Origin of the sequence: Psychrobacillus sp. FSL H8-0484 (genome assembly GCF_038005325.1) — a bacterium.
Lineage (GTDB): Bacteria > Bacillota > Bacilli > Bacillales_A > Planococcaceae > Psychrobacillus.
On sequence record NZ_JBBOSZ010000001.1, the window covers coordinates 545,656 to 567,050 of the forward strand.

At 35.5% G+C, this 21,395-nt stretch carries 18 protein-coding genes and 1 riboswitch; of the genes, 14 read left to right on the forward strand and 4 right to left on the reverse strand.

Features of this window, described 5'->3' with window-relative positions:
* Positions 1-186 precede the first annotated feature (186 nt).
* From dacB to MHH81_RS02620, 3 genes are all read left to right on the forward strand, one after another.
* Positions 187-1,671 (forward strand): D-alanyl-D-alanine carboxypeptidase/D-alanyl-D-alanine endopeptidase, encoded by a 1,485-nt coding sequence (gene dacB / locus MHH81_RS02610; protein WP_340917544.1) that lies wholly within the window; start codon positions 187-189, stop codon positions 1,669-1,671.
* A gap of 140 nt (positions 1,672-1,811) precedes the next feature.
* Entirely contained in the window at positions 1,812-2,387 is a 576-nt protein-coding gene (locus MHH81_RS02615; RefSeq protein WP_340917546.1) for a TetR/AcrR family transcriptional regulator, read from the forward strand.
* 107 nt (positions 2,388-2,494) lie between these two features.
* The gene (locus MHH81_RS02620) at positions 2,495-4,588 is read left to right on the forward strand and encodes an MMPL family transporter (protein WP_445678063.1); all 2,094 of its coding nucleotides are present in this window, start codon (positions 2,495-2,497) and stop codon (positions 4,586-4,588) included.
* Positions 4,589-4,744: 156 nt separating this feature from the next.
* On the opposite strand, the gene MHH81_RS02625 is transcribed toward MHH81_RS02620, so the two are convergent.
* Complete coding sequence (locus MHH81_RS02625; RefSeq protein ID WP_340917548.1) at positions 4,745-5,479, reverse strand: polysaccharide deacetylase family protein; 735 nt, start codon at positions 5,477-5,479, stop codon at positions 4,745-4,747.
* Between the two features lie 544 nt (positions 5,480-6,023).
* Between MHH81_RS02625 and MHH81_RS02630 the strand changes: the two genes are divergently transcribed.
* The 6 genes from MHH81_RS02630 to MHH81_RS02655 all read left to right on the forward strand — a co-directional run bounded on the left by MHH81_RS02630 (position 6,024) and on the right by MHH81_RS02655 (position 10,985).
* Positions 6,024-6,641 (forward strand): NADPH-dependent FMN reductase, encoded by a 618-nt coding sequence (locus tag MHH81_RS02630; RefSeq protein WP_340917550.1) that lies wholly within the window; start codon positions 6,024-6,026, stop codon positions 6,639-6,641.
* Between the two features lie 400 nt (positions 6,642-7,041).
* Entirely contained in the window at positions 7,042-7,464 is a 423-nt protein-coding gene (locus MHH81_RS02635) for a MarR family winged helix-turn-helix transcriptional regulator (protein WP_340917552.1), read from the forward strand.
* Between the two features lie 3 nt (positions 7,465-7,467).
* Positions 7,468-8,088: a nitroreductase family protein gene (locus MHH81_RS02640; RefSeq protein ID WP_340917554.1), complete on the forward strand. Its 621-nt coding sequence runs from the start codon at positions 7,468-7,470 to the stop codon at positions 8,086-8,088.
* A gap of 13 nt (positions 8,089-8,101) precedes the next feature.
* Entirely contained in the window at positions 8,102-9,037 is a 936-nt protein-coding gene (locus tag MHH81_RS02645) for a ring-cleaving dioxygenase (RefSeq protein ID WP_340917556.1), read from the forward strand.
* Positions 9,038-9,054: 17 nt separating this feature from the next.
* A complete protein-coding gene (locus tag MHH81_RS02650; RefSeq protein ID WP_340917558.1) occupies positions 9,055-9,663 on the forward strand; it encodes a flavin reductase family protein in 609 nt (202 codons plus the stop codon).
* 47 nt (positions 9,664-9,710) lie between these two features.
* Positions 9,711-10,985 (forward strand): sensor domain-containing diguanylate cyclase, encoded by a 1,275-nt coding sequence (locus tag MHH81_RS02655; protein WP_340917560.1) that lies wholly within the window; start codon positions 9,711-9,713, stop codon positions 10,983-10,985.
* 197 nt (positions 10,986-11,182) lie between these two features.
* Here MHH81_RS02655 and metC read toward each other — a convergent pair whose 3' ends face one another.
* Both metC and MHH81_RS02665 read right to left on the reverse strand, forming a co-directional pair.
* On the reverse strand, positions 11,183-12,370 hold the full coding sequence (gene metC / locus MHH81_RS02660) for a cystathionine beta-lyase (RefSeq protein ID WP_340917562.1): 1,188 nt from the start codon (positions 12,368-12,370) through the stop codon (positions 11,183-11,185).
* Positions 12,370-13,488, reverse strand: coding sequence for a methionine biosynthesis PLP-dependent protein (locus MHH81_RS02665; protein WP_340917564.1), 1,119 nt, complete (start codon positions 13,486-13,488; stop codon positions 12,370-12,372). The genes metC and MHH81_RS02665 overlap by 1 nt, the downstream gene beginning before the upstream one ends.
* Before the next feature lie 480 nt (positions 13,489-13,968).
* Positions 13,969-14,075, reverse strand: a riboswitch (SAM riboswitch).
* A 305-nt stretch (positions 14,076-14,380) separates the two neighbouring features.
* Between MHH81_RS02665 and MHH81_RS02670 the strand changes: the two genes are divergently transcribed.
* The 5 genes from MHH81_RS02670 (at position 14,381) to MHH81_RS02690 (ending at position 20,264) form a co-directional block, all read left to right on the forward strand.
* The gene (locus tag MHH81_RS02670) at positions 14,381-14,878 is read left to right on the forward strand and encodes a hypothetical protein (protein ID WP_340917567.1); all 498 of its coding nucleotides are present in this window, start codon (positions 14,381-14,383) and stop codon (positions 14,876-14,878) included.
* Between the two features lie 177 nt (positions 14,879-15,055).
* The gene (locus tag MHH81_RS02675; RefSeq protein WP_340917568.1) at positions 15,056-15,709 is read left to right on the forward strand and encodes a hypothetical protein; all 654 of its coding nucleotides are present in this window, start codon (positions 15,056-15,058) and stop codon (positions 15,707-15,709) included.
* Between the two features lie 69 nt (positions 15,710-15,778).
* Positions 15,779-17,320, forward strand: coding sequence for a hypothetical protein (locus MHH81_RS02680; RefSeq protein WP_340917570.1), 1,542 nt, complete (start codon positions 15,779-15,781; stop codon positions 17,318-17,320).
* Between the two features lie 170 nt (positions 17,321-17,490).
* Entirely contained in the window at positions 17,491-18,168 is a 678-nt protein-coding gene (locus MHH81_RS02685; protein ID WP_340917572.1) for a DUF2642 domain-containing protein, read from the forward strand.
* A gap of 740 nt (positions 18,169-18,908) precedes the next feature.
* A complete protein-coding gene (locus MHH81_RS02690) occupies positions 18,909-20,264 on the forward strand; it encodes an arsenic transporter (RefSeq protein ID WP_340917574.1) in 1,356 nt (451 codons plus the stop codon).
* 817 nt (positions 20,265-21,081) lie between these two features.
* Here MHH81_RS02690 and MHH81_RS02695 read toward each other — a convergent pair.
* Positions 21,082-21,276: a hypothetical protein gene (locus MHH81_RS02695; protein WP_340917579.1), complete on the reverse strand. Its 195-nt coding sequence runs from the start codon at positions 21,274-21,276 to the stop codon at positions 21,082-21,084.
* Positions 21,277-21,395: the final 119 nt, after the last annotated feature.

Sequence of the window (21,395 nt, forward strand, 5' to 3'; positions counted from 1 at the left end):
CTTCTTTCATATGGAACAGATTAGGATAATTTTATCTCGCCGATATGGATTTTATCTTTGGGGAATATTCCTAAAATTCCCTAAGAAAATGGGCCATTTTTTTATAAATTCTTAAAAATTTCCTTATTATCTGATAATTTAGTGGTACACTACCAATATTAACATGAAATAATTGGGAGGTAAATAGTGGAAATTCTGAAGAAATTATTTATAAGTATTGTTGCTGTTTTTATGATAAGTGGTTCAGTGTTTATTCCAATTACAGACGATTCTAGTGTGGAAGCTGCTACTTCTTATGTAAGTTTGAAAAATAAAATAGATAATATTATGTTGGATAGTAGAATGAAAAACGCCTCCTCCAGTGTGACAATAAGAAAGGCATCTACAGGAGAGGTAGTATATGAATACTACGGAGACAGAAGTATAACACCTGCATCTTCACTAAAATTATTAACTGGTGCAGCTGCTCTGGAGACACTTGGGGAGAATTATCGTTTCTCTACTGCTGTGTTAACAGATGGAAAGGTGCAAAAAGGAACATTGAAAGGAAATTTATATTTACGAGGTCAAGGGGATCCTACTTTATTAAAAATACACTTCGATAATTTTGCAGATGGATTAGTGAAGCAAGGTATAAAAAAAATATCGGGAAATTTAGTTGGAGATGATACGTGGTTTGACTCGGTTCGATTGTCTGCGGGAATTTTAGCAGAGGATGAGCCTTACTATTATGCAGCAGCAATTTCTGCATTGACTCTTTCACCAAATGAAGATTTTGATGCAGGATCTGTTATTGTGGAAGCGAAACCTGCTAGTAATGGAAATTCTACTAAAGTGACGTTAACTCCTGAGACGAACGTATTGCAAGTGGTCAATAAATCGAAAACTGTTCCTAAAGGATATAAAAATACGTTGAAAATAACCCGTCAAGTTGGTTCGAATAAAGTAATAATTACAGGAAACTCACCAATTGGGACCTTCGGGAAAAAAGAGTGGATATCTGTGACAAACCCAACCCTTTATGCGCTGGATGTTTTTAAAAAATCATTGTCAGAAAAGGGTGTTACATTCGAATCTTCTTCAAAAGTTGTTCAGGGGAAGACACCAAAAACTGCAAAATCTCTAGTATCAAGAAAATCCATGCCCTTGAAAGATTTAATCATTCCATTTATGAAGTTGAGTAATAATACACATGCAGAAATATTAGCTAAAGAGATGGGGAAAGTTGTATACGGAGAAGGTAGTTGGGATGCTGGTCTAAAAGTGATGCGCGAATATGCGGATTCCATTGGACTGGATAGTAGAAAGTGGAATTTCGAAGATGCATCGGGAATGTCTTATTCCAATAAAATCACTTCAAAACAAATGTCTCAATTACTATATGTTGTCCGCTCTGAACCTTGGTATAGCACATATAGTAAAAGCCTTCCAATCGCTGGATTATCTGATCGATTCATTGGGGGAACACTTCGAAATCGATTAAAAATGCCTCCAGCAAAGGGTAATGTGATGGCGAAAACAGGTAGCTTAGAAAATATTAAATCGCTTGCCGGCTATGCATATACGAAAAATGGTGAAACCTTAATTTTTACAGTTCTAACGGAAAATAACAAAACAAGTACCATTCCAGTCATCGATCAAATTGCTATAACCATCACCAACCACAAGTGATGATGTTAGAAGTGATATTACAAAAGTGTGTTACAGGTGCCTGGCACCAGTAACACCTTTGTGACTTATAATATTTTCTAGGAATTCTTTAAGTATGAGTTGTCATGTACTATACTTAATGATGTAGTGAGGTGATGAAGATGGCGCGCGAACGAAAATTTACAGATGAGCGTCTGTTTCAAGTGACGAAACAACTGATTATTAGTGAGGGGTATGAAGCATTCACTTTTAGTAAATTAGCTGCTATCTTACAAGTATCTAGAGGCAGCATATATAAGTATTATGAAAATAAAGATGAACTAATTTCCGAGTTTCTTATGTTTGAGATGAATCGTTTTCTAACTAATTTTAATAATCTTGAGAAAACAGGCGATTTCCAAATGCAATTTAATGATTTAATAGATTTTATTTTTGAGCATAGTAACATATACGAAGTAGTAGAAATCATCAATCAAATTCCAGGAAATACAACAAAAAGAGTGGAAAATAACAAATCAAAGCTAAGCGAATACCATGTTGATATGTATGAGCAGTTCCAAGGATTTATCGAGTTAGGTAGAAAAGAAAAAGTGATAAAAAGTCATTTACCGACTAGTGTAATATTAGGAATGATTTTTCAAATAATTGCCATTCCTAATCATTACGGTATTCCTCAAGCGGATTGGGTTACTTCGATAAAAGAAATATTAAGTTATGGAATGTTCGATAAAGACTAATTGACATAACTGTCACGATTAAACATAATATGAATGACAGTTATGTTTTTTTTAATCAAAGTGACAGTTGTGTCACTATGTATATATTTAAATGGGGAGTGGAATTTTTGAAGAAAATATTAGGTCGTATAACAGATTTTGTGACAACTAGAAAAGGTATGTGGCTGACGATAGGATTATGGGTAGCCCTAACAGTATTGCTAACTGTTTTTGCACCAGGGGCAAGTGAACATAAGGTTTCGAGTGTAGCTTCTTTACCAGAGGATGCTAAATCGGTTATAGCTCAAAAGAACATGGATGAGCATTTTAAAGACGCAGAAAGCCTTCCGGGAATTCTCGTTTTGCAATCGAAAGACGGCGAAATTGATATAAAAGCACTTGGAGTTAGCCTAGATAAGGTAAGTGCTGCAAATATTCAAGGGGTGAAAGAAGTAATCCCATTTAGCAGTCTACCTCCTCAAGCACTAGCTGGATTTTTCTCGGAGGACAAAGAAACGGCAGTAATTCCATTAAGTTTTGTCAATTCATTGGAAACGGCAGATTTAGAAGTAGCTTTAGATGAAATCAAGAAAATTGTGTCAGATGAGACAGGTTCAGCGGTTTATATGACAGGTCCTGCTGGAATTGCAGTAGATACTACAAACTTATTTGAACGTGCGGATATTGTTTTATTATTATCTACAGTCGGTATTATTTTAATATTATTGATAGTGATCTATCGTTCTCCATTGCTAGCGTTAATTCCGCTATTAGCAGCTGGGATTATATATCAGGTTGTAAATCAGTTGCTCGGTATTATGGGTGCGAGTGGATTGGAATTGGCAAGTCAATCACTTTCTATTATGTCGATTTTATTGTTCGCTGCGACGATTGATTACTCCCTTTTTGTATTCTCACGCTATCGGGAAGAATTAAAGCATTATGAAAGTAAATTTGATGCCATGAAATGGGCAATGCGTGAAACAGGGATTCCTGTATTCTTTGCGGGTGGAACCGTTCTTGCTGCCATGCTAGTACTGTTCTTTGCGACATTCGGTGATTACAAAAACTTTGCACCAATATTCGGAACGACAATGTTCGTTATTATGTTTGCTTCGGTAACATTCATACCAGCACTCTTTACGCTCTTCGGACGTAAGTCATTTTGGCCTCGTATTCCGAAATTTGGAGAGAAGGAAGTAAAATCGAATTCTTTATGGAGCAAAATTGGTTCATTTGTTGTGAGAAAGCCAATTGTTTCTGCACTTTCTATTTTAGTTATTTTAGTGGTTTCTGCGTTAAATATGTTCAACATGAAATACGAGTTTGATACAATGAAATCTTTCCCAAGTGATATGCCTTCACGTGTAGGATATGAAATTATTGAAGAGAAATTTAAAAAGGGTGATCTTGCCCCAACAACGGTTTTATTTGAATCCAAAAATGAAATTACCGAGGAAACCCAGGCTAGTTTATTAGAGCAGCTATCGAAGCAAGACTTAGTTAGCTCTGTTCGTCCAACGGGAGTTTCCGAAGATAGCCTTGCTGTTCAGTACCAATTAACTTTTGAAGAAAGTCCTTATTCAATCGAATCAATGAACGCTTTAGAGCAAATGATGGAAGACGCGGACAAAATAGTAAAAGAGAGTGATGCGGAAGGGGAGCTTTACTTTGCTGGGGAAACAGCCGTTCAAGTAGATGATCGATCCGTAAACGATCGAGATTTACTTGTTATTGTGTTGTTGGAAACAATTCTTATTTTCATCCTGCTGATTGTGCTTACAAAATCAATTAAAATGCCAATTTATATGATGGGAACGATCTTATTATCCTTCTTAGCAGCACTTGGTCTTGGGATGTTCTTATCAAACCTATTCTTTGACATTGATACAATGAGTAACAGAGTTCCACTTTACTCATTTGTGTTCCTAGTAGCACTCGGAATAGATTACAATATCATATTGATCTCAAGATTCATGGAAGAAAGAGAAAAACATTCCGTAAAAGAAGCAGTAGAAATAGCAGTTTCTCATACAGGAGGCGTAATTTCTTCCGCAGGTATTTTACTTGCAGCCACTTTCGCAGTTTTAATGACGCAACCAATTCAATTACTGTTTGTATTTGGGTTCATCGTGGCAGTTGGAATTATCTTGGATACGTTCTTAATCCGCGGTATTTTACTACCTTCGCTCATTGTCTTATTTGAAAAAGATAAAAAATAAAAAATCGCTTGGTCATTAGAGATTTCTAATAACCAAGCTTTTTTATTACAGGGGTGTTACTGGTGCCTGGCACCAGTAACATCCCTGCAATATTTTTAGAAGTGGATATGCTTAGGAAGAGTTGTTCAGACTACATATAACGGGATTTGTGTATAGTTATTTATTTTCACTTAGACTCATCGTATGGACTTCTATAAGCTCTGAGATAGTAACAAATCTATACCCTTGCTTTTGAAGCTCTGGAAGAATTTCCTCAAGTGCTTGTACTGTTTGCGTTCGATCACCACCTGCATCATGGAATAGAACAATATCTCCTGGCTTAGCTCCAGATAATACTTTAGATACAATTTTTTTTACTCCAGGAGTTTTCCAGTCTTCTGTATCCTGATGCCACGACCACATAATTACTTTATATCCATTATCAATAGCTGTATTAATAATGCGATCATTATAGCTACCACCTACAGGACGATAAAATATTGGATAAGTACCAGTTATATCATGAATAATTTCATTGGTCTTTTTTAATTCTTCTTCAAGCTTAGCTGGGGTGATCTTTAAAGGATGTGTATACGTGTGGTTTGCTATTTCATGACCGTCCTGTCCCATTTGATAAATTAGATCTTGGTACTTTTCTGCACGCTCGCCAATAACAAAGAAGGTTGCTTTTGCATTATATTGTTCAAGTAAATCTAAAATTTGCGGGGTATATGCTCTATGGGGTCCATCATCAAAGGTGAGTGCAATGACTTTTTCATCTGTTTTAATACCCCAAAGGACATAACCTTTCTTTTCATAATAGGGTCTCCCTTTGTCCATTGCTGAGGATGCATAAGCAATACAAAAAATGAAAATAATTAATATCAAAACTTTAATTACTAAAGTCTTCATGAAAAACCCCTCCTGGCCTTGCTAATTTGGCAGAAGCTTGTTTTAGAGCTATTTTACCTTCAAATTATTATTCACCGAAGCGTATGGAATTATACTGTTGCTTTTATTACGAGATTTCCTTTTCCAACTTTACGCCATATTTCAGTAAACGATATAGGGAGAAGTTGTAAAATCCAAAATAGAATAATAGGTGAGTTAATTTCATAAATAGTACTTTGTCATTAAAATACGACATTTATCACTTCGTTGATGGAAGCGGCAGGCGGCGACTCCGGCGGGATGAGTGAAACAGATAAGACATCACAAACGACGCTTGAGCTTTTCGCTTAAAATATGTATTTCTATAGTTTCCATTAGTATTGTTCGTATTTTTTATATGTAAATTGGAATTATGAAATTGATCTTCTTTTAAAATATTTTATTCGGAGAAAATGAAGCAGGTGGTTTGACAACTTAATAACTTATGGTTTATATTTATTTTGAATTAAAGATATATCTATGTGAGATATATCAATTAAAAATAATAGAATTGGTGGTAAAAAGCATGGGTTTTTTAGATAAATTATTTGGTAGAAGTAATGAGGAGGAAAAAACAGTGACAGTAGAAAAACTAAAAATTGGTATTGTTATCGGAAGTGTACGTCAAGGACGTAATGCGGAGGCAGTTGCAAATTGGATGTACGATTTTGCTGGCAAACGTAATGATGCAGAGTACGAATTAGTAGATCTTGCAAGCTACAAATTGCCTTTCCTTGGTCAAGAACTCCCTGCAGAAAAACAAGATGTAGCAAACGCAGCTATTAAAGCATGGTCTGATAAAATGGCATCATTTGACGGATATATCTTCGTAACACCTGAATATAACCATGCAATTGGTGGCGCACTTAAAAATGCACTCGATTTCTTAAATCCTGAAGTAAACAATAAAGCAGCAGGTTTTGTTGGTTACGGTAGTTTAGGTGGTACTCGTGCTCATGAAAATATGCGCTTGATCTTAGGTGAACTTCAAGTTGCGGACGTACGCACAGCGGTAACATTCTCGTTAATGGCTGATTTTGAAAATATGAGCGTTTTCAAACCTGCTGAATATCATGCTGGTAATGCAAACACAATGTTAGATCAATTACTTGCTTGGAGTGGTGCTTTAAAAACACTTCGTTAATAAATAGAATAATTTTGGAAGAGATCTTCACGGGTCTCTTTTTTTTGTGTGTTTTTAATAGATGGCCCTGTTAAATTAGACTGTTGTTTTTTAGAAGAATAAATTTTGTGACGAAAATCTTCGAGACTCCTGCGGAAAAACGGGCTAACAAGACCCCATAGCGGCTTGTAGGAACATACCCTACATTCGCCACATCCATGTAGCAACGGATTCGCCACGGTTCGTCCGCGGAAAGCGAGCGGATTTTCGTTTATAACTACATTATCGTTTAACAGAGTCTAATAGAAAATTAGATAGACATCCCAAAGTTTAAGTTTGACAACACTAAAAATTAGTTTTATAATATCTTTAATTCAAGATAATTAAATTCAAAGTAAATTCACTACAAGGAGTTGCTAGGGTGAGTCAAAATTTATCATTAAAATTATTTGTAGTACTGACTAAATCATCGAAAGCAATTCAAGAACGCATTAAAAAAGATATTAATAATTATGGTATGTACAATTCTGAATTTGCAGTGTTAGAAGCTTTGTATAGTAAAGGAAAACAAACGGTTCGACAGATATCAGATGCGGTACTTATTAATTCGGGATCCATCACCTATGTAATGGATAAATTAGAAGCAAAGGGTTTATTGGAACGAACGGATTGCATAGAAGACCGTCGAGTTGTTTATATCCAAATGACGGAAGAAGGAAAACAATTTATGGAGGAAACTTTTCCGAAGCATCAACAGGTAATTGAAAATGTCTTTCAAGATATTACAGATAATGAAAAGAAGGTATTAATAGGACTGTTAAAAAGAGTAGGAAAGAAGGAGTAAGTTTTGACAGAATTTCAAGAGTTAATAAAAGAGCGACGTTCGGCAACTAATTTTTTGAAAGATAACCCAATTTCACAGAAAGAATTTAGTGAGATATTTGAAATGGTGAAGCTTGCCCCATCTGCATTTAACCTTCAGCATACTAAGTATATAGTAGTGACAGACCCTGAGGTAAAGGAACAGCTAAGAGTAGCTGCAAATGGGCAATATAAAGTACATTCCGCTTCGGCAGTTGTTTTAGTTTTAGGTGATAAATTAGCTTATAAAAATTCAGCTGCTATTAATGAAGGATTGCTGATGCTAGGTATCGTTAACAAGCAAGAATATGATTTGATGGTAGAAGATACAGTTTCTTTATATGAAATAAGAGGAGAAAATTTCCAAAGAGACGAAGCCATTCGAAATGCATCTCTTTCCGCAATGATGTTCATGCTTGTAGCGAAAGAAAAAGGGTGGGACACTTGTCCAATGATTGGTTTTGACCCAGATAAAGTAAAGACAGTATTAAATATAAGTGATCAATTTGAAATTGCACTCATGATTACCATGGGTAAAGAAAAAGTAGAAAGCAGAAAGCCTAGAGGTTACCGTAAACCAGTCAGTGAATTTGTATCATACGTATAAGGAGAGAAAGTAGATGAAAAAAACAGCAGGAATACATCATATTACAGCGATTGTTGGCCATCCACAGGAAAACGTCGATTTTTACGCGGGAATTTTAGGTTTAAGATTAGTGAAGAAAACAATTAACTTTGATGATCCAGGAACCTACCATCTCTATTTTGGAGATCAAGGTGGTAAGCCAGGTACAATCATTACATTCTTTCCATGGGTTGGAGCATATCAAGGGAAAATCGGTGACGGTCAAGTTGGCGTAACTTCGTATGTTGTGCCAGTTGGTGCAATGTCATTTTGGGAAAAACGATTAGAGAGACTAGGAGTAAGTTTTAATAAAGAAACTCGATTTGGTGAAACATATTTATCTTTTGAAGATACGCATGGACTACGATTAGAAATAGTGGAAAGAGAAGAAGGCAATCAAAACAACACGACGTTCGGTGACATTACTCCAGAAGTTGCGATTAAAGGCTTCGGTGGGGCTACACTATTTTCCGCACAACCAGCTAAAACAGCGGAATTATTAGAAGAAGTAATGGGATTAGAAAAAATTGGTGAAGAAGGTGACTTAATCCGATTTAAATCATATGCAGATATCGGAAACGTCATTGATGTGAAAACAACTTCAAGTGGAAAAGGACAAATAGGTGTAGGGATGGTCCACCATATTGCATGGAGAGCAGAGGATGACGCTGATCAGTTGGAATGGCAACAATTCGTAGGACAAAATGGATATGATGTAACACCTGTAAAGGATCGAAATTACTTTAATGCAATCTACTTTAGAGAGCACGGAGAAATCTTATTTGAAATTGCAACGGATCCACCAGGATTTGCACATGATGAGTCACTTGAAACAATGGGTGAGAACTTAATGTTACCACCTCAATATGAACAGTATCGTGAACGATTAAATGATTCACTTATTCCGATTAAACTAAGAAACTTTGACTAACTAAAGGAGGAATACCTTTGCTTTCAATAGATCCAAAGAATAATACAGAACGAGAAAATTATAAATTATTAACTGGGAATATAATACCTAGGCCAATTGCATTTGTGACAAGTGTTGCAGAAGACGGAACGATAAATGGCGCTCCTTTTAGTTATTTTAATATTGTGTCGTCCAACCCTCCGATGATTTCACTCGCAATCCAGCGGAAAAATGGTGAACGAAAGGATACAACACGAAATATTTTAGGAAAACGTGAATTTGTTATCCACATTGTAGATGAAGAGAATGTGGAAAAGATTAATATTACGGCAGCACCACTTCCTTCTAATGAGAGTGAGATAGAACTAGCGGACCTTACACCTATTCCAAGTGAAGGTATTTCTGTACCAGGTATTAAAGAAGCGAAAGTACGATTCGAATGTAAACTAGAGCAAATTTTAGAATTGGGTGAAGGAGATTCAGTTGGAACGGATCTGATTATCGGGAAAATAGTTCGTTATCATATAGATGAGTCTATTTATGAAGAAGGAAGAATTAATCACGATTCCTTAAAGGCAGTAAGCCGCCTAGCAGGCTCTAATTATGCAAAATTAGGTGAAATATTTTCTATTGAAAGACCAGAATAGTGTAAGTACCTTTATGTAGTCGTAAAGGAAGGGGAGTAAACTATCCAGTGAATAAATTTGCTAAAATGAAATCCCAACCTACTTTGGAAGAATACTTATTAATTTGGGAAAATACAAATGATGCTATTTTTATATTACAAACAGATGGTTCCATTATTCAAGCAAATCCAGCTTTCACGGATATTTTAGGTTGGACAATAGAAGAAGTAGAAGATCTATCGAGAATTCCTTTTTTCATGGATGATTTCACTCAGGAAGAGCATGAGGTTCATCTCAATATTTTAAGAAGTGGAACGAGTATTCCTTATTTTGAAACAAAGCGGAAGCATAAAAATGGAACAATAAAGGATATATTAGCATCCTATCGTGCGATAAATAAAGGTGATGTGCTGGCAGTAGCCATGTATAAGGATATTACAGACGAAAAGATGGCAAAACATATGCTTCGAATGGCGGAGAGCTGTTATCAAACATTAGTGGATAATTCTCCAGATGCTATTATAGTTCAAAGTGGTGGTAAGATGTCCTTTGCTAATCCAGAAGCAGTTAAAATGTTTGGTGCCAATGAACCTGATCAAATTATTGGAAAGTCACTGTTGGATTTCATTGAACCGCATCATGTAGATACTATAAGTACTTTAATTCAAATTTTCCAGCAGGAAGAAATGTTAAAAATGGAACCAACAGTAGAACAACTCGCCCGGTTGGATGGACAGAAAATTTGGGTTGAAATCATTGCAATTCCAGTTAAGTATGAGCATGAAGTGGTTATTCAAGCTATACTTCGGGATGTTACCGTAAGAAAATACTATGAAGATCAGTTAACTTATATGGCAACTCATGACCCAATGACAGAAGTGGTGAATAGAAGTACATTTCTAGTAGACTTGGGTAAAGCGATTGAGGAAGCAAAGATATCTGGAGAAATGTTTGCATTACTATTTATTGATTTGGACAAATTCAAGGAGATAAATGATTCGCTTGGTCACGGTATTGGAGATACCCTACTTATCCAGTTTGCTAAAAGGATGAAAGAAAACATTCGTCATCGGGATGTAGTAGGAAGAATCGGCGGGGATGAGTTTCTTATATTATTAAGAGATATTGATAAGGGCAAAGTGGAGGCTTTAGTTAAGAGAATGCACGATCATTTTAGCCAGCCGTATTTAATCAAAGACCAAGAGCTTCTTTCCACATCTAGTATCGGGATTGCAATGTATCCAGTTGACGGAGAAAGTCCAAAAGTATTAATGCAAAAAGCAGATATTGCGCTCTATAAAGCGAAAGAACAGCGTAATCATGTCGAATTTCATAGTACTTGAAAAACCCTAGTAGGCCGAATATGTATTTATTTGGTCTACTAGGGTTTTTATTTCTATTAAAGTTCCACAGGTGTCTCTTTCTTAAAAAAGCAAGGAACATACATTAGAATACGAGGGAGTGCTAACGTTCGGGGCGTAGAAAACTTTCTACATGATCTGCCTTAAATGGAGCTGTTAGAGTTAATTGATTTGTCATGTTAACTTCTTACTTTCTGTTTTTGTTCTGTAGCTACTTGAAGTGCTTGCTCGAAATCTGCGATTAAATCATCTACATGTTCTAAACCTACAGAGAATCGAAGAAGCCCATCTGTAATTCCTCGTTTTTCCCGTTCTTCCTGTGGCATTGCAGCATGGGACATTGTTGCAGGGTAAGAAAGAATAGATTCCACGCCCCCAAGGCTTACAGCAAATACTGGGATTTGTACATGGTCAACAAATGCTTTAGTTGTAGCTTTATCTGGTAGACGGAAGGAAAGCACTGCTCCAGAACTTGTAGATTGTTTTGCATGGATTTCATTTCCTGGATGAGTAGGTAGTCCAGGATAAAAAACTTCTTCTACTAATGGATGGTTAACTAAATAGTCTACCATTTTCTTAGCAGATTCCGTTGATTTCTCGAAACGAACACTAGTTGTTTTAATGCCTTGAATTAAAGAATACGAATCCTGTGCTCCCAAAATAGCACCGAAAGAGTTTTGGATAAATGCTAATCTTTTGCCTAACGCTTCATCATTGGTGACAGCAAGTCCGGCAATAATATCACTATGACCGGATAGAAATTTTGTAGCACTATGTAATACTATATCTACGCCAAAATCTAACGGACGTTGGTAGAGCGGTGTCATAAATGTGTTGTCTAGAAATGTAAGACAATCATGTGCTTTTGCTAAATCAACCATACTAGAAATATCCGTAATCCCTAAGCGTGGGTTAGATGGAGTTTCTACATATATTAATTTTGTATTGGATCTAATTGCGTGTTTAACATCTTCTAAATTGGATAAATCCACAAATGTATGCTCAATACCGAAACGAGGTAATACTTCCGTGACAAATCGGAAAGTACCACCATATACATCTTCCGTGATGACGATATGATCTCCAGCTGATAACAACATAAAAGCAGAGGAGATAGCTGCAAGACCAGAAGCAAAGGCAAATCCTCTTGTACCACCTTCCAGCTCCGCAATTGTTTTTTCTAATGCATCTCTAGTAGGATTCCCCGATCGGCTATAGTCGTAAGGACCAAAACTGTCGAAATTTTCTTGATGAAAAGTAGACGATAAGTAAATCGGTACATTCACTGCACCTGTTTTTTGTTCAAAATCTCCTCGTGTCGAAGCGGTTATTAGGCTAGTTTCTAAATGTGTATTAGTGCCCTTCATTATATTTTCACTTCACTTTCTAGAGCTGTGAAAACTTGTTTCAAATCTGTCATTAAATCTTCTGCTTCCTCCACGCCAACCGAGAAGCGTAAAAGACTATTATCCACACCACGTGCATTACGTTCTTCTTCTGGAATCTCCGCGTGCGTTTGGGTAGCTGGATATGTGATGAAGCTTTCAACTCCACCAAGACTTTCGGCGAAGACGATTAATTGAAGTCCTTCTAGGAAAGGCCCAACCCACTCACTTTTTTGTAAGCGGAAGGAAAGCATACCGCCTTTTCCAGGATAAAGAACATCTTTAACTGCTGATTCGTTTTGTAGGAATTTTACAATTTTTTTTGCATTTGCGTCATGTTGTTTCATTCGTAAGTGAAGTGTCTTTAACCCTCTAATTAATAACCATGAATCAAATGGAGATAGTACTGCGCCAGCTGCATTATGATTTGCAAATAACTTTTCACTTAATTCTGCACCACTTGTCACAACAAGGCCAGCAAGCACGTCGTTATGCCCACCAATATATTTCGTACCACTATGAATGACGATGTGTGCACCTAGTTCAATAGGGCGTTGTAAGTAGGGAGTTAAAAATGTGTTATCTACAATGAGTAATAAATGATGCTGTTTAGCTAATTTTGCATATTGATGAATATCAATTTCCTGCATTAAGGGATTTGTAGGTGATTCAATAAAAATTGCTTTTGTATTTTTAGTAAGTAGCGATTCCACTTCTTCTACGGATTCGAACTTTGCATATGTAGTATGGATATTGTAGGAATTTGCGTACTGATTAAACAAGCGATACGTCCCGCCATAAAGGTCTTCTGGAGCGATTAATTCATCTCCAGAACGGAAGAGAGATAATACTAATTGAATGGCTGCCATACCGGAACTACAGGCGAAACCAGCATCTCCACCTTCCAGTTTTGCAATTCCTTCTTCTAAAATTGCTCGAGTAGGGTTTTTAGTACGTGTATAGTCATAACCTGTAGACTGACCAAGTCCGTTATGTTTATATGCGGTGGATAAATAAATCGGTGGATTAACTGCACCAGTCTTTGCATCACTGTGGTTACCTAATTGAACTAACTGTGTTTCTATACTCTTTTTAGTCAATGCTAATCATCCTCTACTATTAAAATAAGAAATCGTAAGTGCCTATTACTGCTACGAGGCGGCTCTCCAGCCAATGTAGCTACATTCTTTAGAAACGAGTAACCACACGAGTATTAGGAGGGCACTGAAAAACTCTATTACAGAATTTTTCATGATAAATATTTGATGTAACAATACTGTGTACTATAGGATTTAGCACGGCGGCGTGAGACTCCGGTGGGAAAGCGAGACAGCTGAGACCCCGCACAAAGCGTAGCGTAGGAGGCTCGGCGCTCGCCCACGGAAAGCGAACAGAGCCGTTCTAAATCCAATTAGCGGATATTTATTAGGAATTTTATTAGAACACCACTTTTTCAGTGCTCTCAGTATTAGGTGCTGGGGTCTGGATAGTTACTATGTAGAAAAGTTATACTTTCGGACCAATTAAAAAGAGGATTCTCTAATAAGAAGAGAATCCTCAATAATATACTGAAGTTAGTCCTCTTATCTTCAAGACGGTTACCGTCTATTGGAATTAGCACCACACCTATATTTGGCTGGTTGCTGAGACATCTTTGGGCCAATCCCTCCGTCTCTCTTGATAAGAAATAAATATTAAATTTTCTAAATGTTAATTTAAATCAGTTTACCATGGTAAAAATGCAAATACAAGCTGGAAATTTAAGACTTCATCTCAGATTAATAAGAGAAACCATTGCTTTCCAATTTTATTTTTTCCCTGCTTTCTTCTTATTACCTTGGTAGTAATTAAGATTTCATCTGGAATTAGTATACCTATTAGTAGGAAAAATAATGCTTGCCCAATTATCTTAAAGTAGGCATATGTCCGTTACTTGAATTACTCCAAGACATATAGATACATGGATAATACAAAAAAGGGGGTTAAAAGTAAATGGATAAAGAAATGTTGCATTCTCTAGTTAATTCCACGATTAAAGTAGATAGAGGTGGTCCAGAATCCCGTGTCGGTAAGCTACTTGCAGCAGAAGAAGATCATATTACAGTGCTTACTGCAGAGGACGGGGTTATTTATTATTATACACATCACATTAAGAGTCTAACTGTTAATGCGAAAAATGAGGTACAACTTGATCTTCAAGTTCCTGAGGATTTTGTGTTCATTCAAGCTAAAGACTATAAGAGTGTATTAAAAGCTTTACAATACAAATGGGTAAAAATTAATCGTGGTGGTCCAGAAACACTAGAGGGAATTATGGATGAAGTACATGACGATTTTATAACAATTGTGTTAAACGAAGAAGTTATTAGGATTTCCATGTTTCATATGCGTAACATCAGCTACGGGGTAAAAATTGAGAAATCCAAAGATGATGAAAATGCAAATAAAGATGATGAAAAAGCAAAAAAAGCAGAGGGAAATAAAAAATAAGAGAGAAAAATTAGATTTTTATTTATTCGTCGTTTCTGCTAGTCAGAATCGGCGAATTCTAAACATAATAATTTCGAATTTCTTGGCCTATTATGCTTAAATGGGCTTTTATCCCTTACCTAGTTATCCCTTGATACATATAGATACTAGAATAATAAAAAAGGCGGTCGGGATATTATGGAAAACGATATGATGCTATTCTTCGTTAATGAAATAGTTAAAATAGATAGGGGTGGTCCAGAATCCCGTGTCGGTAAGCTACTTGCAGTAGAAAAGGATTACATTACATTGCTTACTAAAGAGGATGGAATTATCTATTATAATAGACACCACATCAAGAGTTTAACACATAACGCTAAAAATTTAGTACAACTCGATATGGAGTTAGAGGATTTTGAGTTTATACAGGCTAAAGATTTTGCGAGTGTTTTAGAATGCTTAAGATATCGATGGGTAAAAATTAACCGCGGTGGACCTGAAATGCTAGAGGGTATAATGGATGAGGTTAATGAACATTTTGTAACCATTATATCAAACGAAGAAGTAGTTCGTTTTTCGATGTTCCATATGCGTAACGTCAGTCATAAAGCAATAGTTGGAAACCAGAAGCAACATGAAAAAGAAATTTCCAGTGATCAAACAAATAAGAACGAAAAAGGAAAAGAAGAAAAGACAAGTAATGATGAAAAAGTAAATATAGAAGAAAAGGTAAATAAGGACGTAAAAATGAATCACGAGGAAATACTAGGTAAAGAAGAAAAACCGCATCATGAGAAAAAAATAAATAAGTTGAGGGAAAGACTTACAAGAAGCATAAATGAAAATGAATAGCTAAAAGATGCGTTCGTCGCTTCTGCAGGTCAGAGCCGACGAATATTCTATGAAGGAGGCACTACCAAATTGCAAGCTCAAAACTTGGAAAAAGCATTAGACGCCCTTCAAGGTATGAAAATTACCTTGTTTCTTAGTGAAAATCAATTGGTAGAAGGAATCTTGTTAAATTTTAAACAAGATCATATTATTTTTGAAGTGGATAAAGACGTATATTATATAGCACTCAAACATATTAAGGCTATTTCAAAGAACGCAAAAGACTATCATATTTATTCTAAAGTAGTTCCTTATCTGGACAGTAATTACTTCACAAATATATTAAAAGAAATGAAATACAACTGGGTCAACGTTAATAGTTTAAGTAATCGTGCATTAATAGGGGTGCTAACCAAAATATCCAAGGATTGTATTGTCTTAATAAATGAAAAGGAAGTAACCTTTGTAAAAAAATCAAATATATCTAGTATTTATAAAGTGATCAAACAGGAAGATACTGATCAAGAAGTAGACGAAAATCAAGAAGATCAGCAGGAGCCAATTGTTGATACACCAATAGTAGTAACGAATGAAATAGAAGTGGACAAAAAGGTTGACGTAACCTTTACGGAACAAATCTCTGAAAAAGTAAAAGAAGACGGAAATTTACCGGTTGATGGAGAGGTAATAATTGCAGAACACTACGCAGCCTTACAACTGGATGAACAAGTTTTACCTAGTGAAAATGAAGAACTTTTGCTTGAAGTGATCATGAAACAGGAAGTTGCTGTTCAAGAGGTAGAAGAAAATCATCAAGAGAAGCCAATTGTTGATAAACATATAGAAGTAACTCATGAAAAAGAAATGAAAAAGAAGGTTGTAGTTCCTTTTAGAGAGCAAATCTCTGGAAAAGTAAAGGAAGACGGCGATTTAGTGGTTAATGAAGAGGTGGTAATTTCAGAATACAATGACACCTTACAAATGGATAAGCAAAGTTTACGGTGCGAAAAAGGAGATTTAGAAGGTAATAAAGGCCATACTCGCAAGGGGCAATATATCCCTAATAGTTCCAACGACAATCAACCCCCAAAACAATTCCTTCCAAACACATTTAAAAGACACAAACATGGAAATAAAAATCAAAAAAAATCCGTTAAAGTAAATCAATTTCTAGTGCATGACAGAAATACTACTGAGATGAAACAACGTTTTTCTAAACATCTCATGCATAAAAAAAAGACAACTCGTAATTTAGGTATAGAGGAGAAAAATACATTTATTAAGGAAAAACCTGAGCCCATTAAATTAATTACACCTGAAATCCCAGTTAGAAAATTAAGTCCAATGGAAGAAAATGAAATGTTAGAGCAGCAGTATTATTCTTTAATGAATCATGCAGCCAGAATGTATGATCATTCACAAAGAACAAACAAAAACAAGGTTGGGAAAGTTCAAACGAATGTCTCTAGTACTAATCCAAACAATGAGCTAGCCAATAAACGCCATATAAATGTAATACAAGTATATTTACAAGAAGAGACAATGATAGAGAAGCAGTACTATGCTTTAATGAAATATACATTTAAGAAGTACCAAGAATTAAGAGAAGAAAGAAAAGTGATAAGATCTTGATGCGAACAATTACAGTAATACGTTGAAAGCATCTGTAAATAAACGAAGCACTCCAAATGACTAATGGTGAGGCAATAGATTAGATTACTGGTACCCCCAATTAGTTACAGGGATAATTGGAGGCTTTAGCTATTAGTAATTTGGATAATAATTTAAAAGGAGAGGTAACCTTGAATAATATTATTCAAAGTCTTATAAAGGAAGTTGTTCGGGTAGAGGTTTCAGGGAAAAGACTAATAAATGGTACGGTTATTGACTCTGGTAGCGACGTAATTGTTCTATTTAACGGGATTGATTATGTGTATATTCCAGTAGACCATATACAACGTTTTGGAATTTATGATGATAATGAAGAAGATATACAGGCTCCTTCAGAGTCTCCAAACATTACGGCATTAGAAAATGAAAAAGAGTTAACTTTTAGAGAGGTTCTTACACAAGCGCAAGGAAATTATGTTGAGATCTATGTAACAAATGGCCAACCTCTTCACGGCTATATTATGAGTCTTATGAATGATTACTTTATATTCTATTCTCCCATTTATAAAACGATGTATATTTCTATACAGCACCTAAAATGGCTTATTCCTTATTCCAAAAATGAAAGCCCATACGGCATGAACAACCAAACTAACTTGGTACAATCGAACGGTCAGTTATTAGCAAACACCTTTAAAGAACAAGTTGAAAAGTTTCAAAATACAATCGTCGTCCTTAATATTGGCGGAGATAAAAGTCATATCGGGAAAATAAATAATGTAGAAGAGCAGATAGTTGAGATTAAAGGAGCAAGAACAAATTCTTATTATCTAAATCTGGATCATATTAAAACTTTACATGAAGTGTAAACAAACTTGATAAAATTCTGCTCAGGATGCGATGGTTTTAGCGTGAACTGACAGTTCATCTAAGTTTAGCTATAGTTTATAAGAAGAGAACTACCATTTTGGCTGACGAGAAAATATCGACAGCCTATTTCCTTTGATTTGATCGACTAGCCCCAAATGAAAAAGAATGTTCGATTAGTTTGTCCAATAAGCCTATAAATTGAAGCAGGTGTAGAAAAACGAGTCTTTTTCTACACCTGCTTTTTGTATACTTTTTATTAAACTACTATATTTTGTAGGCAATTGATTGTAGTGGAAGATGACGACTCCAGCGGGAATAGCAGATGTTTTCTGCACCGAAAGCGAAGCGGCAGGTGCATGAGTTGAAGGCCCCGCAGGAGCGAACAAAGGAACAAAGGCTATGAACGCCACCTCAAATGAAAGGCAATCTAAGCTCGTCGCAAAAGAACTTTTGCGGCAACGATTGCATGACCCACATCGTGTTGGCCTGAGGAGACTGAAGCCATGCCTGCGGAAAGCGTCCGTCTGGAACGGAAATCAATACATTGGAAAAGGGACCATCTCTTCTCTCAGTCACTATATGACTTTAGGGACAGCCCCTCGTTGCAAAATGTAAAATGCAGGTGAAATATTTATATTTATTCATAGCTAAGGACAGACATCTCGTTTCTTTACGATTTAAGCGAATATACATACAAGTAAACGGACAAACGATTATAAAGAGAGGAAATGGTATATGTATGAGTTTACAGATTGGAATCGCCAGTTTGGTATTCCTAACGACTATGCTAGTTATATTTTGGAGGCCTAGAGGACTGAACGAAGCATGGCCTGCGGCAATTGGAGCAGTGATTATTTTACTAGCAGGGATTGTATCAAGAGCAGACATTATGGACATCATCAGTAAAATTGGTGGGGCATCTATAACGATTATGGCAACGATTGTCATGGCTGTAATATTAGAGAGTTTCGGATTTTTTAACTGGGCAGCTGCGAGGCTTGCAAATTTAGCGAAGGGTTCTGGCTATCGTCTTTATTGGTATATCCAGTTGCTATGTTTTTTAATGACTCTATTATTTAATAACGATGGGAGTATTTTAATAACTACCCCAATATTAATTCTGCTACTTAAAAACCTGCGACTAAAATCTCATCAACAAATTCCCTATTTGTTAAGTGGCGCACTAATTGCCACTGCTTCCAGTGCCCCAATTGGTGTAAGTAATATCGTTAACTTGATCGCACTAAATATCGTTCATATGTCCCTTTGGATGCATACAGCAATGATGTTTGTCCCCGCTACATTAGGTTTGTTGTTTATGTCTTACTTGATGTATATCGTAGTAAAGAAAAAACTGCCAAAAACATTGCCAGATTCAGCTATTGATATAGAAGAATCCTTTTTCACGAAAAATTTTCACCCTTTAAAAACGAAGATTTCTATAGAATCAAAACAGAAACGAACTAAATTTATGTTAAAGGTATTGCTGTTTGTCTTTATCATGCGTTGTCTACTTTTCGTTGCATCTTATATCAATGTCCCAATTGAAATCGTTGCAGTTCTTGGGTCAGTGGTCCTGCTTTTATGGAGATGGTACCATTTACGTACTAACCCAGTGGATATTTTGAAAAAGACACCTTGGCACATTCTTATTTTTGCCTTCTCTATGTATGTGATTATATATGGCTTGAATAATGTGGGACTTACAGCCTTGCTGGTACAATGGTTTGAACCAATCGTAAATCAAGGTTTATTTCAAGCTAGTTTTATCATGGGGGGATTAGTATCAGTACTTTCTAACCTCTTTAATAACCATCCAGCACTAATGATTGGAACAATCACTTTAACCGAAATGGGGTTAGATCCAATCACATTGAAGACCATCTACCTTGCCAATATTATTGGTAGCGATATGGGTTCATTGCTGTTACCTATTGGGACCCTTGCTTCACTTATTTGGATGCATATTCTAAGGAAAAGTAAGATAAAAATCACATGGAAAGATTATTTAAGCGTAACGTTGATTGTCATACCAATATCAACAATTGTAACGTTGACATTGTTATACTTTTGGGTGCAAATGGTATTTACCTAATAAACCACCTATTTACAAGATCTAAAATTGAGTGTATGGTTCCTTAAAAGAATTATTTAAATATATGGGTAATGACGCAAGTTAAGAAGATTACTGTGAGAAGTTCACCCTATTAATTTAATAGAAATAATTGAATAGCAGGGATTATTAAGGGCAAAATATTTCCTGCTATTATCTATTAAGAAAACTAATTGTTATCCGGTTTAAGTTTATTAACGAAAAAGAACCCATTTTAAAAACGTCTTATATCCTACTTGAAGAAACTAAAAAGTTAGGATATTAAAGATGTAATTAAGATGGATCCATATGGTTAAATTCATTACTTTAGAATATATTATTAAAAATTATCAACTTATATAGTTTCAACACTTCTGCATCTATTAGAATAGGGGCAAAGATCAAGGGGGATCCATATGTACGTTAGCTAAGTTCCTATGCCAACGTCCATAGAGCATATCTGTACAAGTTTATAAATATTATATAATGTATCTTCCATTTGAAAATATTTACTTGTATTGCTACCTACATATATACTCAAATTTTTAGAAAAGCAAAAGGAGTAGTTAGTAATCATAAAACCATTTCTTTTTGTTTTGGCTCTGTTAAAAAAAATAGTAAGAAAGGATTTTCTGTGTATTCTTATTTCCTGATTGTTCTTTGTATGTATATGTTTATTTAATTGGAAATGATACAACATAATTCGTTCTTCTATTAAATGTTTTATATCTGCGTGAGGAAAAGCCTTTCCAACAACTTTATTAATATAAAAGGCATGTATAGAAAGACTGTACATGCCTTTTTTGTATCTCCGAAGTTACTATAACAGAGGAAGGGATAAAGCAATTACTCCTAGTAAAATAGAGAGATACGCTAGGTTTTTTTGTTTGTAATATAAAGAGATAATACCTAATATAACAGCACCACCACCAAGCCAATAAGGAGCAAAAAAGAAACCAAATACAGCCAAAATTATTGCTATCCACCCTATCCACAAACCTAAATAACTTTTCATTTTAGACACCACCCTTCCTCTTTTATAAGAACATAATAAGAGCCTGTTCTTACCAATTAGTATATGAAGGAAAGAGTGCTAATCTATAAACAAATCGCGGAATAAGGATAAATATAAAA

Excerpts from the sequence above, each read along its gene's own strand:
- MHH81_RS02615 (WP_340917546.1), top strand. The coding sequence starts at position 1,812 with ATGGCGCGCGAACGAAAATTTACAGATGAGCGTCTGTTTCAAGTGACG.
- MHH81_RS02630 (WP_340917550.1), top strand. The coding sequence starts at position 6,024 with ATGGGTTTTTTAGATAAATTATTTGGTAGAAGTAATGAGGAGGAAAAA.
- MHH81_RS02675 (WP_340917568.1), top strand. The coding sequence starts at position 15,056 with ATGGAAAACGATATGATGCTATTCTTCGTTAATGAAATAGTTAAAATA.
- metC (WP_340917562.1), bottom strand. The coding sequence starts at position 12,370 with ATGAAGGGCACTAATACACATTTAGAAACTAGCCTAATAACCGCTTCG.
- MHH81_RS02670 (WP_340917567.1), top strand. The coding sequence starts at position 14,381 with ATGGATAAAGAAATGTTGCATTCTCTAGTTAATTCCACGATTAAAGTA.
- MHH81_RS02625 (WP_340917548.1), bottom strand. The coding sequence starts at position 5,479 with ATGAAGACTTTAGTAATTAAAGTTTTGATATTAATTATTTTCATTTTT.
- MHH81_RS02645 (WP_340917556.1), top strand. The coding sequence starts at position 8,102 with ATGAAAAAAACAGCAGGAATACATCATATTACAGCGATTGTTGGCCAT.
- MHH81_RS02690 (WP_340917574.1), top strand. The coding sequence starts at position 18,909 with ATGAGTTTACAGATTGGAATCGCCAGTTTGGTATTCCTAACGACTATG.
- MHH81_RS02695 (WP_340917579.1), bottom strand. The coding sequence starts at position 21,276 with ATGAAAAGTTATTTAGGTTTGTGGATAGGGTGGATAGCAATAATTTTG.